Annotated in this window: 9 protein-coding genes; 7 read left to right on the forward strand and 2 right to left on the reverse strand. The window is 62.9% G+C overall.

Going from position 1 to position 14,027, the window contains the following annotated elements; translation table 11 throughout:
* Window position 1: 1 nt before the first annotated feature.
* Window positions 2–2,884, forward strand: coding sequence for a PAS domain S-box protein (locus O3300_RS03330; RefSeq protein WP_305052029.1), 2,883 nt, complete (start codon window positions 2–4; stop codon window positions 2,882–2,884).
* Here O3300_RS03330 and O3300_RS03335 read toward each other — a convergent pair.
* On the reverse strand, window positions 2,881–6,081 hold the full coding sequence (locus O3300_RS03335; protein WP_305052030.1) for a PAS domain-containing protein: 3,201 nt from the start codon (window positions 6,079–6,081) through the stop codon (window positions 2,881–2,883). The two genes, O3300_RS03330 and O3300_RS03335, sit on opposite strands and share 4 nt — an antisense overlap.
* A 140-nt stretch (window positions 6,082–6,221) precedes the next feature.
* On the opposite strand from O3300_RS03335, the gene O3300_RS03340 reads away from it, so the two are divergent.
* Both O3300_RS03340 and O3300_RS03345 read left to right on the forward strand, forming a co-directional pair.
* Window positions 6,222–7,127 carry an alpha/beta hydrolase gene (locus O3300_RS03340; protein ID WP_305052031.1) on the forward strand — a complete coding sequence of 302 codons (906 nt, stop codon included), beginning with the start codon at window positions 6,222–6,224 and terminating at the stop codon, window positions 7,125–7,127.
* Window positions 7,128–7,249: 122 nt separating this feature from the next.
* Window positions 7,250–8,437, forward strand: coding sequence for a hypothetical protein (locus O3300_RS03345; RefSeq protein WP_305052032.1), 1,188 nt, complete (start codon window positions 7,250–7,252; stop codon window positions 8,435–8,437).
* A gap of 256 nt (window positions 8,438–8,693) precedes the next feature.
* Here O3300_RS03345 and O3300_RS03350 read toward each other — a convergent pair whose 3' ends face one another.
* Window positions 8,694–9,224, reverse strand: a complete 531-nt coding sequence (locus O3300_RS03350; protein ID WP_305052033.1) for an SRPBCC domain-containing protein — start codon at window positions 9,222–9,224, stop codon at window positions 8,694–8,696.
* A 130-nt stretch (window positions 9,225–9,354) separates the two neighbouring features.
* Here O3300_RS03350 and O3300_RS03355 point away from each other — a divergent pair, with 130 nt between their 5' ends.
* From O3300_RS03355 to O3300_RS03370, 4 genes are read left to right on the forward strand one after another with little or no spacing between them, the layout of a single operon-like run.
* On the forward strand, window positions 9,355–9,789 hold the full coding sequence (locus O3300_RS03355; protein ID WP_305052034.1) for a MarR family winged helix-turn-helix transcriptional regulator: 435 nt from the start codon (window positions 9,355–9,357) through the stop codon (window positions 9,787–9,789).
* Window positions 9,786–11,360 carry a DHA2 family efflux MFS transporter permease subunit gene (locus O3300_RS03360; protein ID WP_305052035.1) on the forward strand — a complete coding sequence of 525 codons (1,575 nt, stop codon included), beginning with the start codon at window positions 9,786–9,788 and terminating at the stop codon, window positions 11,358–11,360. The genes O3300_RS03355 and O3300_RS03360 overlap by 4 nt, the downstream gene beginning before the upstream one ends.
* Before the next feature lie 5 nt (window positions 11,361–11,365).
* Window positions 11,366–12,835 (forward strand): efflux transporter outer membrane subunit, encoded by a 1,470-nt coding sequence (locus tag O3300_RS03365; RefSeq protein WP_305052036.1) that lies wholly within the window; start codon window positions 11,366–11,368, stop codon window positions 12,833–12,835.
* A 21-nt stretch (window positions 12,836–12,856) separates the two neighbouring features.
* Window positions 12,857–14,026: an HlyD family efflux transporter periplasmic adaptor subunit gene (locus O3300_RS03370; RefSeq protein ID WP_305052037.1), complete on the forward strand. Its 1,170-nt coding sequence runs from the start codon at window positions 12,857–12,859 to the stop codon at window positions 14,024–14,026.
* Window position 14,027: the final 1 nt, after the last annotated feature.

Raw genomic sequence — 14,027 nt, forward strand, 5'->3', positions numbered from 1 at the left:
CATGACCAGCTCCCCTGCCACCAGCAGCCAGGCCGGCGCCAGCGGCGTGGCCTTCCTGCTGCAACTGGAACGCCGGCTGCGCCTGCTGCAAGACACGGGCGAGATCCTCGCCCTGTCGGCCCAGCTGCTGGGCCAGCGCCTGGGCGCCCAGCAAGTGGCGTGTTTCGATATTGACCAGGTCCTGCAGTGCCCCACCCTGCAGCATGCGTGGAGCGATGGCCTGGCGCCGGGCGCCGCCGGCGAATATTTCCTCGGCGATTGCGCGGCAGGCCTGGCCGAGGCGCTTGCCACGGGCCAGGCGCTTGCCGTCAGCGACGTGATGAATGACCCGCGCACGGCCCAGCCCGCCGCGCAAGCCACGTTTGCGCGCCTGGGCATCCGTGCCTTCCTGAACATTCCCATTGCCAAGGATGGCCAGCTGGCGGCCCTGTTCGTCGTGCACAGCCGCGCGGCCCGCCTGTGGCATGCGGACGAGATCGAACTGGCCGTGCAAGTGTCGGAACGGGTCTGGTCGACCATTTTGCGGGCCCAGGCGGAAGCGCGCCTGCGCGCCCTCAGTGCCAGCATGGAAACGCAGGTGGCCGAGCGCACGCGCGAGTTCGGCCGCACCTGGAACGTCAGCCCCGATTTGCTGGGCGTGCTCAACCTCGACGGCTATTTCGAACACTCGAACCCCGCCTGGCAAGCCACCCTGGGCTGGTCGGCAGAGGAAATCCGCACGACGAAATTCCTCGAACTGATCCATCCGGACGACTTGCCGCGCACCCATGCGGCCTGGGAGGCGGCCAACCAGGGCCAGCCCGCCTTGCGCTTCGAAAACCGCTACCGCCACAAGCTGGGCGGCTGGCACTGGCTGTCGTGGGTGGCCGTGCCAGAAGGCGACAAGGTGTATTGCAGCGCGCGCGACATCACCGTGGAAAAGAAACTGGAAGCGGACCTGGCCGCGCGCAACAGCGAGCGCGAGCGGCTATGGCGCAGCGCGCAAGACTTGATGGTGGCCATCGATGGCGAAGGCTGCTTTGCCGCCGTCAACCCGGCCGCTGGCGCCATCCTGGGCTGGTTGCCCGAGGAAATGCTGGGCCGCAGCATCTTCGACTTCGTGCTGCCCGAGGATGCCGCCGCCACGCGCCAGGCCTTGCTGCAAGTCGGCAAGGAATCCATGCCCAGCTTTGAAAACCGCTACCGGCACCGCGACGGCGGCCACCGCTGGCTGTCGTGGGTGGCGGCAATCGAAGGCGACCTGGTGTTTGCCACCGGACGCCACGTCACCCTGGAAAAGGAAGCGCAGAATACCTTGCGCCGCATGCAGGAATCGTTGCGCCACAGCGAAATGGCCCTGCTGCAATCGCAAAAGCTCGAAGCGCTGGGCAAGCTGACGGGCGGCGTGGCCCACGACTTCAATAACGTGCTGCAAATTATCTCGGGCAATTTGCAATTGCTGCAGCTGGGCCTGGACAACGACCCGCTGACCGCCAAGCGCATCGCCAGCGCCTCGGCCGCCGTGGAACGGGGCGCCAAGCTGTCGGCCCAGTTGCTGGCCTTTGCGCGGCGTCAACCGCTAAAACCGCTGGTGACGGACCTGGCGCAGCTGCTGCGCGCAACGGAAGAGCTGCTGCGGCGCGCCACCGGCGAAACCATCGAGACGCGCTTGCTGCTGGCCGACGACTGCTGGCGCGCCCTGGTCGATCCGCACCAGCTGGAAAACGTCATCCTCAACCTGGCCATCAACGCGCGCGACGCCATGGAGGGCCAGGGCCAGCTGACCATCGAACTCAGCAACAGCGTGCTGGGCAGCGACTACGCGGCGCGCCATGCGGACGTGGCGCCCGGCGACTACGTGCAGCTGGCCGTGTCCGACACGGGCACGGGCATTCCCGCAGAACTGCTGGACAAGATTTTCGAGCCGTTCTTCACGACCAAGAAAGAAGGCGAAGGCACGGGACTGGGTTTGAGCATGGCGTACGGTTTCCTGCGCCAGAGCGGCGGCCACCTGACGGTGGACAGCCTGCCGGGCCATGGCAGCACCTTCCGCATCTATCTGCCGCGCTCGCTCGAAGCGGAAACGGAACTGCCGCTGCAGCTGGGCGGCCCCGTGCTGGGCGGCAAGGAAACCATCCTCGTCGTGGAAGACGACGTGCAGGTGCAGACGACGGTGGTGGACATGTTGCGCGGCCTCGGCTATGCCGTGCTGCGCGCCAGCGATGGCGAAAGCGCGCTGGCCATCATCGGCAGCGGCGTGCCCATCGACCTGCTGTTTACGGACGTGGTGATGCCAGGCAAGGTGGCCAGCACGGCGCTGGCGCGCCAGGCGCGCGTGCTGCTGCCGCAGCTGGCCGTGCTGTTCACCTCGGGCTATACGCAGGACGCCATCATGCAGGGCGGGCGGCTGGAACCGGGCGTGGAATTGTTGAGCAAGCCATACCGGCGCGAAGACCTGGCGCGGCGCATCCGCCACTTGCTGGCGAATGGCCGCCACGTGACAGCCCTGCACCAGTACCGCGCGCAGCTGCCGCCGCAGCCGGCAACAGCGCCGCCGGGTATGCGTCACATCCTCCTGGTGGAAGACAATGCGGACGCGCGCGCCATGACGGGCGACCTGCTGTCCATGCTGGGACACACGGTGCTGGCCGTGGGCACGGCCGAGGAAGCCTTGCCCCTGCTGGACACGCCGGGGCTGGACCTGCTGCTGACCGATATCAGCCTGCCCCGGATGTCGGGAGCCGAGCTGGCCGAACTGGTGGCGCGCGACCATCCGCGGCTGGAAGTGGTGTTTTCCACGGGCCACGCGCCGGCCAATTCCGGCGTGCTGGACCCGCAAGCGCGCTTCCTGGTGAAACCATTTACCGTCGAGCAATTGCAGCAAGCCTTGCTGCCGACAGGCTAGTAAACGTCGAGCCGGCGCGCCTTCAGTGCGCCGGCCAGCTCTTCCAGGCCAAACGGCTTGCGCAGGAAGCGCGCGCTGGCGTCCTGCATCAGGCTGGCGCCCCAATCGTGCCCGGAAGCAAATACCACGTCCAGCTGCGGCCAGTGCGCGCGCGCATGGCGCGCCAGTTCCAGGCCGGACATGGTGGGCAGGCTGATGTCCGTCACCAGCACGTCCAGGCCCGGCAAGGCCAGCAGGGGCAAGGCTTCCTCGGCGCTGGACACGCCGTGCACGGTGTGGCCCAGCATATTGAGCATTTCCGTCGTCATTTCGCGCGCATCGTCATTGTCTTCCACCAGCAGGATGCGCCGCCCGGACGGGTCCGGTGCGCCGACCAGGCGGCGGTCGGCCAGCACGTGGCGGATGCGCCGCGCCAGGTCTTCGCGCTGATACGGTTTGCTCAACAATTCAACACCCGGATCCAGCCGCCCGCCCTGCATGATGGCATTGTGCGTATAGCCCGAAGTAAACAAGACGGCCAGTTCCGGCAGCAGCAGCCTCGCCTGCTGCGCCAGTTCCTTGCTGCTGACGGGCCCCGGCATGACGACGTCCGTAAACAGCAGGTCGATGGCCACGCCCGTGCCCAGCAGGGCCAGGGCCGAGGCGCCGTCATCCGCATGCAGCACGTCGTAGCCGAGGCCGCGCAGCATGTCGACCACCGTATGTTGCACTGGAGCATCGTCTTCCACCACGAGGATGGTCTCGCTGCCGCCCAGCACGGGGCCCGTCAGGCCCGGCGGCGGCTCGGCCAGTGTTTCCAGCGAACGGGGCAGATAAATCTTGAACGTCGTGCCGGCGCCCGGCGCGCTGTGCACCTTGATGTGGCCCGCGCTCTGGCGGATGAAGCCGTAGGCCATGGACAGGCCCAGGCCCGTGCCCTCGCCTTCGCGCTTGGTGGTGAAGAAGGGCTCGAAGATCTGGTCGATCACGTCGCGCGCCATGCCGTGGCCCGTGTCGGTGATGGTCAGCAGCACGTATTGCCCTTCCAGCACGTCGGCATGCCGGCTGGCGTAGTCCGCATCGAGCGTGACGTTGCTCAAGGTAAAAGTGAGGCGCCCGCCCTTCTCCATCGCGTCGCGCGCGTTGATGGCCATGTTCAGCAGCACGTTTTCCATCTGGTTCGGGTCGACCAGGGTATGCCACAAGCCTTCGCTGATGAAGGTTTCCTCGGCAATCGCTTCGCCCAGGGCACGGCGGATCAGCTCATGCATGCGGCGCAGCAAGCGTCCCAGGTCCGTCACCAGCGGCCGCAAAGGTTGACGCCGCGCAAAGGCCAGCAGTTGCGACGACAGCTTGGCGCCCCGCTCGACGGCCGAGGCGGCCGAAGCGAGGCGCCTGGCCGCCTGCGGATTGTCGGCCACGGTCAGTTTCAGCAACTGCAGATTGCCCGAGATAATTTGCAGCACGTTATTGAAATCGTGGGCCACGCCGCCCGTCAGCTTGCCGATCGATTCCAGCTTCTGTGCCTGCAATAAAGCTTGCTCGCTGCGCACCAGTGCCAGCCGCGCCTCCTTCTCGTCCGTGACGTCGCGGCCGATGGCGTGGATCAGCTTTTGCGCCGGCACGGCCGTCCAGGAAATCCAGCGGTAGCCGCCATCGCGGCGCCGGTAGCGGTTTTCCATGCGCAAGGTGGGCGCGCCATGGGCCAGGCGCGACAAGTCCTTCAAGGCCGCCATGCGGTCGTCGGGATGCACGAGGCTGATGAAATCCATGCCCAGCGACTCAATTTCCGGCCGGTCGAGGATCTTGCTCCAGGCGGGATTGACGGCGATGATCATGCCGGCCAGGTCCGCCACCAGCATGATATCGGTCGACAGCCGCCACATGCGGTCGCGGTCGGCCGTGCGGTTGGCCATTTCCACTTCCAGCGAGGAATTCAGATAGGCCATCTTTTCCAGCACGTTCTTCTGTTCCTGCACGTCCGTATTCGTGCCCACCCAGCGCAGCACAGTGCCCGCCTCGTCGAACAGGGGCAAGGCGCGCGCCAGGAACCAGCGGTAGGCGCCGTCGCTGGCGCGGCGCATGCGGAACTCGTGTTCGTAGGCGCTGGCGGTGGCGACGGCCCGTTCCCAGCTTTTTTGCGTGGCCTGCACGTCGTCCGGATGCACGCAATGGCGAAAACCGCTGGTGACGAGCGACTTCAGCGACTGTCCCGTGTATTCGCAGACCTGCTCGTTGACCCAGTAGGTGGCGCCGCTGCCATGCGCCAGCCAGGCCTGGTTGGGCATGGTGGAAGCGAGCGAACGGAACTGCGCTTCGCTGTCGAGCAAGGCGTTGCGCGCCTGCCAGTGTTCGTCGATATCCTCGCACGAGCCATACCATTTCGCGGGCTGGCCGCGCTCGTCTTGGCGGCAGTAGGCGCGCGAGTGCATCCAGCGGTAGCGGCCGTCTTGCCGGCGCACGCGCATTTCCTGGTCGAAAGGCTGGCCGCTGCCCACGGCTTCGCTCCAGGCCGCCAGGGAATGGGGCACGTCCTCGGGGTGGATGGCGTCCAGCCAGCTGGTGCCCAGGCCGCTGCCACCCGTCCATTCGCGCCAGCGCTGCGCCACATAATCGAGCTTGCCGTCGACGTCGGCCGTCCACAGCACTTGCGTGTTCAATTCTATGGCGTAATGAAAATGTTCGCGGCTGTCGTGCAGCGATTGTTCCAGCTGGCCCCGCTCAATGACATGCGCGGCCACGCGCGCGGCCAGCGCCAGCAATTCGGTCTCGGGTTGCGTGGGATGGCATGGCGCCTGGAAAAACAGGCCCAGCACGCCCAGGATATGTCCCTTGGCGCCAAAGACGGGGGCGACCCAGCAGGCGCGGTAGCCGTGCAGCATGGCTTCCTTGCGTCCGGCGCTCCAGTTCACGTCACGCGTGATGTCGCCGCAATACACGGGCGCGCCGGAAAAGGCCGCCGTGCCGAACGGGGATGGCTGGTCGCCGCCGTGGCGCAGGGCCAGGCACAGGTCTTGCGGCAGGCTGGGCGCGGACAGGCCGCAAAAGCGGTCGGCTTCGTCGATGAGCACGAGGCAGGCATGCGCGCCGCCCTCGGCCAGGTCTTGCAGCGCCAGCAACAAATGCTCCAATGCATGAGCCAGGTCGGCGCCGGCCGCGATGCTGCCCAGCGCAGTATGCTCGGCGTCCAGCAAGGAAAGAATGTTGTTTGCGTGCACCGTGTCGATAAGGGGAAAACTGATGCCCGAAATATACCATGGGGCACCCCTCTTGCAGGAGGAAAACAGCGCAGCGCTTGATCTCTGCGCCCACGCGGGCCTATGCTAAAGTGTTGCTCTCTTCTCAAGCGAATTCCAGCATGCCTACCTCCTTGCCCTCCTCCCTGATCGCCACCGCCCTGCTCGCCTCTGCCCACGGCACCGTCGCCGCCCCCATGAGCCTGGACGACTACCTGGCCCTGAACGGCCCCCCGCCCACGGTGCAGATCGCGTATGGCTCCGCACCGTCGCAATACGCGCAGCTGTTCCGGCCCGACGGCAGCGGACCGTTTCCCGTCGTCGTGCTCGTGCATGGCGGCTGCTGGACGGTGGCCTTCGGCGGCATCCAACAGATGCGCAACGTGGCTGGCGCCCTCGTCGCGCAAGGCATCGCCGTGTGGAATGTCGAGTACCGGCGCGTGGACGAGCCGGGCGGCGGCTATCCGGGCACCTATGAAGACATGCACGCGGCGCTCGACAGCCTGCAACAGCACGCGCCCCAATACCAGCTGGACGTGAAGCGCATCGTCGCCATGGGCCACTCGGCCGGCGGCCAGCTGGTGCAGTGGATCGCAGGCAGGGAAAAGCTGCCCAAGACCAGCCCCCTGTACCGCGACCAGTTCCTGCCAGTGAAAAATATCGTCAGCCTGGGCGGCCTGGCCGACCTGCGCCATGAAAAAGACTTGATCAAGACCAGCTGCGAGCGCGACATCGCCCAGCTGGCAGGCAGCGCCAGCACCGAGCGCCCCGACATCTACAGCGACACCAACGCCGCCGACCTGATGCCCAACGGCAGCCGCACCGTCCTGATCACAGGCGAACTCGACACCATCTCCCCACCCAGAGTCGCGCACGACTATGCAGCCAAGGCAATCAAAGCCGGCGACCATGCGGAAGTGCTGATCTTGCCCGGTGCCAGTCATTATGACGAGATTGCGGCGACGTCGAATGCTTGGGGGATGATTTTGCCGGTGGTTCGGGGGATGTTGGGGATGGAGGCGAAATGATGAAAGTGCAGCCTGAAGCGTGCGACATAACAGCAAAAGCATATCAAATAATGGAAGTTACGCCACCATAATTAACATCTTAAGCAATAAAACTTATTTTAATTAACGGCAAAGGTTTTATTTTGCAACCCATTCAAGTTTATCTAGACAGCAGCGATTTTTCCGATATCGCGAATATCAAAAAAAAGTCATCCGGATATAGCGATGTATTGAATTATCTACTAAAAAAACGTGATGGAGGCCTAATTCAAATTCGCTTTAGTGAAGCACATGTCGTTGAGGCGGCCCCCACAACTCCGGATTCCATTCCAGCGGCAGTTGAAAGACTGAAGACCATTCATAAAATTTGCAGAAATAACTCCTTAGTTCACCCTATTGATTTAATGGCTTATGAAGTCTCATCCAATGCAACTTCAGATTCAAACGATGGCCGCTCTCACATTTTTCGAAGTGACGCCAATTGGTTGCCAGCCTTATTTGATTTCTCTGAAATCATCCCTGACGTAGAAGAATCTGTGCGGCAAGATATTGAAAAAATGGGGCGGATTGAAAGAAGAAAATATCTAAAAAATGGAAAACCCTCAGCACTTTGGTATGGCGAAATGCGGGCGGCGAATAATACAACAGAAAACATCATGTTGAATAGCCTCCCTTTGACAACTGACGCCATCCGCATATTTAGAAGATATTTTATCGGGAATGCTTCCCGCAAAGAGGTTTTAAAAGCATTACATGAATCAATAACTGACTTAGAAGTATTTGGAAATTGGTATAAAAAAGATTGGGAAAGAGCCTCTGATATCTCTCGTCATCTACGCAATATCGGAGAAGAGTTTGAAACTGCACTTAATGAGGCACGTAAGCAGTTCGAATTCATGATGCTGGAGCAAACTGAAGCGGTGGGCGATTCTAAGAAACTACTTGACTTGTCAGTGCGTGCGTTCCATGAGGTTCTGGCCAACAGCAGTAGTCGTCTAGTAAATAAATTGGCACTACAAATTGGAGCGACTCCGAAGCTTACAGAAGATATCTGGCAAACATCACCGGGTTTGACTTGTTCTGTAACATTGGCAATGCATATAGCGCGACGGTCAGTCGCAGCTAAGCTGCCGAGAAGTCCAAAGTCTAGTGACTTCCCCGATTGCTATCATGCAATTTATCTACCGTACGTTGATGTCTTTCGAGCTGATGGTTTTATAGCCGGAATGCTTCGCGAGTGCAAAATACCATTGTCAACGGTAATTGTGGATAAATTTCTACAACTTCCCGTCAAGATTGATGAGTTGTTAGAAGCTCGAAAAGTGAAATAGCAAACAGCGATGTTGAATAATTCTTCCAGTTATTCCCGCCAGACCGCTTTGGTGTAAACGCTCATCAGCACCCACGAGCACAAGATCAAGCCGAGTAGGCCACCGCTGCCAACCAAGGCTCCCCGGGCCCAGCGGGCCTGAAAAATGGCCAGGGCAAGGCGCGCGGGCGAAGACAGTACGCATGTACGGCGAGCCCAAGCAACGCAGCCATGGCCATTTTCTCAGGCCCGCGGCTCTGGCCCGCCGTTCTTAAATATTACTGAACCCGCGCCAGGTACTGCGCCAGCTGGCCGAACGTCGCCTTGAACCCCTCCTTCATCGACTCAAACCCCTGCTTGAAAGTCTCATGCTGCTCATCCGTCGCCTTGTGCGGCGTCGACCGCAAGGTCATCGTCGTCTTGCCATTCTCTTCGGTGAGCGTCATGGTATTGAACGACTCCAAAGGCCAGGTGGCGCTGACCGGATGCTGCACCGCATTGCCCTGCTTGTCGGCGAATGACAAAATCGACACGATCTTTTCCGGCGCTTCGATCGCCTGGTAGGTGAACTTGCCCCACATCTCATAGCCATTGTCGGCACGCATGCCGTAGTGGAAAATGCCGCCCGGCTGCAAGTCCAGCGCCAGCACGCTCAATTCGAAGCCGACGGGGCCCCACCATTGGGCCAGGCGCTCCGGCTCCACCCACGACTGGAACACCAGTTCGCGCGGCGCGTCGAAAGTTTGCGTGATGACAAAGTCGCTGCTGTCGCGGTGCTGTCCGTCCTGCTTCTGTTCTGCGGTGGTCATGGCGGTCTCCTCAGGGTAATGGTCTGGCACTAATGTACCAGCGACGCAGATAAACGGGAAGGCCTGTACGCCTGTCAAACCAGCATGCTAAAATATTAGTTAGATACCTAACCATTAGACGACTCACCTTATGACTTCTATCGAAGAGCGCTTTTCCGCCGCCCTCCACAAGACGGCGCGCGGCTGGCGCCATGCCATCGACCGGCGCCTGAAAGACCTGGACCTGGGGCAAGCGAGCTGGATGTGCATCGCCATGATCGCCAAGTCGCCCCAGCCGCCTTCGCAAAGCGAACTGGCCCATCAATTGGGCGTGGAAAACCCCACCATGGTGTCGATGCTGGACCGGCTCGTGAAATCGGGCTTCGTGCGGCGCCAGCCATCGGAAACTGACCGCCGCGTGAAACTCGTCGTGCTGACCGAGGCGGGCATGCAGGTGTATGACACCGTGCGCAAGGAAGCGGATGGTTTCCGCAAGGAACTGCTGCAGGGCATTGATCCCGATCAATTGCGGGCCGCCACCGAACTGCTGGAAGCATTGCAGGCGGCCACGGAGAAATCCGCATGAGTTCGGCCACAGCCGGCGCCACACCGGCGCTGCCCGCTTCACTAGACCCCAGCCTGAACCGGCGCATGATCACGATTTCGATCATGCTCGCCACCATCATCCAGGCGCTCGACGGCACCATCGCCAACGTCGCCCTGCCCCACATGCAAGGCAGCCTGTCCGCCTCGCAAGACCAGATCACCTGGGTACTCACCTCCTTCATCGTCGCCGCCGCCATCGCCACGCCCCTGACGGGCTGGCTGTGCGACCGCTTCGGCCAGAAAAACACCTTTCTCGTTTCCGTGGCCGGTTTTACGCTCGCTTCCGTGCTGTGCGGCCTGTCCGGCACCCTTTCCGAGATCGTCGCCGCCCGTTTGCTGCAGGGCGTGTTCGGCGCGGCCCTCGTGCCCCTGTCGCAGGCGGTCTTGCTCGACATCAATCCGCGCGAGAAACACGGCTCGGCCATGGCCATCTGGGGCATGGGCGTGATGATCGGCCCCATCCTGGGACCGACCCTGGGCGGCTGGCTGACGGACAGCTACAGCTGGCGCTGGGTCTTCTTCATCAACATCCCCATCGGCGCCATGGCTTTCTATGGCATCTGGCGCTACATCCGCAAGGACCCGCCGAACCGCCGCATGAACTTCGACATGTTCGGCTTTGCCACCCTGAGCCTGTCCATTGGCGCGCTGCAGATGCTGCTGGACCGTGGCGAGCAGAACGACTGGTTTTCTTCCACGGAAACGTGGATCGAAGCCATCGTGCTGGCCATGAGCTTGTGCTACTTCATCGCCCATACGGCCCTGCGTCCGGCCGGCAAGTCCTTCCTCGACTATCGATTGCTGAAAAACTCGAACTATGTGAGCGGCTTGCTGTTCATCTTCATCGTCGGCATGGTGCTGTTCGCCACCCGCGCGCTGACGCCGTCAATGCTGCAAGGCTTGATGAACTATCCGGCGGCCATCGCCGGCCTCGTGACGGCGCCCAGCGGCCTGGGAACGATGCTGGCCATGCTGATCGTCGGCAGGCTGACGGGCAAGATCGATACGCGCATCCTGCTGGGCGTGGGCTTTTCGATTACCGCGTTCTCGCTGTGGCAGATGGCCAATTTCACCCTGGACCTGGTGCCGAAGACGGTCGTGTGGAACGGCATCATCCAGGGCATCGGCCTGGGCCTCGTCTTCGTGCCCCTGAGCGCGGCCACGTTTGCCACCCTGTCGCCGCAGATGCGGGCGGAAGGCACGGCCATCTACAGCCTGGTGCGCAATATCGGCAGCAGCATCGGCATTGCCCTCGTGCAGACCTTGTTGGTGCGCAATACGCAGATCGCCCATGCATCCCTGACGGAACACATCACTATCGCCAACCCGGCCCTGCATGACCCCGCCATTGCCAGCGTCTACAACTTGGGGACGGCTTCCGGCATGGCGGCCCTGAATGGCGAAATCACGCGGCAGGCATCGATGATCGCCTACCTCGACGACTTCTGGCTGATGATGTGGCTGACCATCCTCGTGCTGCCGCTCTTGCTCCTGATCAAACCACCGAAGAAGAATGCGCCCGTCGTGGTCGACCACGCGGCCATGGAATAACCCTCATGCACACACCTATGAAACTCTCCCTGAGCGTCCTGGCGCTAAGTTTGGCCCTGGCCGGCTGCGCCAGCATCCCGCCCGACACGCAGCAGTTGCCGCAGCAAGACCTGGCCACGATACAGATGGCGGCCGACATCCACCTGGCCAGCGAAGGCTGGCCCGCCGCGCTGTGGTGGCGCCAGTTCCAGGACGCCCAGCTGGACCAGCTGATTGAACACGCCCTGTCCAGCAGCCCGAACCTGGACGTGGCGAATGCCCGCATCGGCTCGGCCCTGTCCGCGTTTGACGCACAGCATGCGCAGCGCGGTCCCAGGATCGACCTGGGCGCAAATGCCAGCCGCCAGCGCTATTCGGGCAATGGCCTGATGCCCGCCCCCATCGGCGGCAATTACTACAATGAAACCACCGTGGGCGTGCAAGCCCATTACGACCTCGACTGGTGGGGCAAGCACAAGGCGCAGATCGCGGCCAGCCTGGGCGAAGTCAACGCGCGCCGCGCCGAGTATGCGATGGCGGAACAGATGCTGGCCGCCGAGATCGCCCGCCACTACTTCAGCATGCAAAATGGCTGGGCACGCATGGACAACCTGCATGCGCTGGTCAAGCTGCAACAACAGTTGGTGGTCGACAAGGAAAAGCGCATCGCCAACGGTCTGGGCGTCAGCGACGACCATTTGTCCGCGCAAACGCGTTTGAGCTTGCTGCAGCAGCAGATCGCCTTGCTGGAAACGCAAGTCGTCACGGAGCGGGAAGCCTTGCGCGCGCTGTTGGGAACATCCTTGGGTGCGGATGCCTCGGCCCTGGCCAATCTGCAGCCGAAAGAGGCGCAGGCGCTGCCGCACGCCCTGCCCGGCAAGCTGGGCATGGAATTGCTGGCGCGCCGGCCCGACTTGCAGGCGGCCCGCTGGCGAGTCCAGGCTGCCATGAGCACGATCGAGGCGGCGCAGGCATCGTTCTACCCCGATATCGACCTGGGTGCCTCGTTCGGCCTCGATGCGATAAAGCTGGGCAAGCTGCTGCAGTCCGGCAGCCGCACCCTGTTCATCGGGCCGGCCCTGTCGCTGCCCCTGTTCGACAGCGGCCGCCTGCAGGCGCAGCTGGCTGGCGCGCGCAGCGAACGCAATGAACTGATCGCCGACTACAACCAGAACGTCTTCAATGTCGTGCGCGACGTGGCGCAGGCGGGCGCCAGGGTGCAGGGCGTGGAAAACCAGCTGCGCCTGCAGCAGGAAAACCTGCGCGCCAGCGAAGCGCAGTTGCGCAATGCGAATGCGCGACTCAAGCAAGGTCTGGCCGACCGCGCCACGCAACTGAATGCGGAAATGACCGTGCGCGGCCAGGTGGACCTGGGTATGCAGCTGCAAAACCAGCGCCAGGACGCGGAAATCAACCTGACCGTGGCCCTGGGCGGCGGCTACCGTGGCAGCAGCGATTTCGCCGCCAGCGCCGACACCGTCACCACCAAACAATAACCAACGATTACGGAACACATCATGAGCAGCGATACCACCTCCACCTCCGCACCTACCGACAACCCGGGCAAGCGCAAGACCGTCCTCATCGCCATCACGGCCGCCTTCCTCGTGGCTGGCGCGGCCTGGGCCGCCTACTATCAACTGGTGCTGTCCAGGGAAGAAGTCACGGACAATGCCTACGTGGGCGGCAACCTGGTCACCCTGTCCGCGCAAGTGACGGGCAATGTCGACGCCATCCGCGCCGACGAGACGCAAATGGTGAAAGCGGGCGCCCCGCTGATCACCCTCAATGCCATCGATGCGGAACTGGCCCTGAGCCAGGCCGAGGCACGCTTGGGCAACGTCGTGCGCCAGGAGCGCGAACGCTATGCGAACGTGGCGCAGTACGATGCCGTCATCGAGCAGCGCCGCCTGGCCCTGGCCACGGCGCAGGGCAACCTGGCCCGCCGCGCGCCGCTGGCGGCGGACCAGACCATCTCGGGCGAAGACCTGGCCCATGCGAAACAGGCCGTCGACGATGCGAAAGCAGCCTTGACGGTGGCGCAGCGCCAGGCCGAGTCGGCCAAATCGGGCGTTGCCGGCGTCAGCCTGGCCAGCCATCCGGCCGTGCTGTCGGCCAGGGGCGACGTGCTGCAGGCGTGGCTGGCCGTGCGCCGCAACGCCGTGATCGCGCCCGTTTCGGGCTATGTGGCCAAGCGCAGCGTGCAGCTGGGCACGCACGTGACGCCGGGCACGCCCTTGATGTCCATCGTACCGCTGGACCAATTATGGGTCGATGCGAACTTCAAGGAGTCCGAATTGCGCAATATCCGTGTGGGTCAGGCGGCCACCATCGAAACAGACTTGTATGGCAGCAAGGTGGTCTACCACGGCAAGGTGCTGGGCATGTCGGCCGGCACGGGCAGCGCGTTTTCCCTGCTGCCGGCGCAAAACGCCACGGGCAACTGGATCAAGGTGGTGCAGCGCGTGCCCGTGCGCATCACGCTCGATCCGAAGGAACTGGCCGCCCACCCGCTGCGCATCGGCCTGTCGACCACGGTGACGGTCGATACCAGCCATGGCGAAGGAGCCACCCTGGACCAGCCGATGGTGGCCAGCACGGTCTACACGACCCAGGCGCTGAGCCAGCCCGTGGATGAGGCGGAGAAGATGGCGGACGCCATCATTGCGCAGAACTTAAGCCACTGAC

The sequence above is a fragment of the Janthinobacterium sp. SUN206 genome (assembly GCF_030587305.1).
GTDB lineage: Bacteria > Pseudomonadota > Gammaproteobacteria > Burkholderiales > Burkholderiaceae_D > Janthinobacterium > Janthinobacterium kumbetense.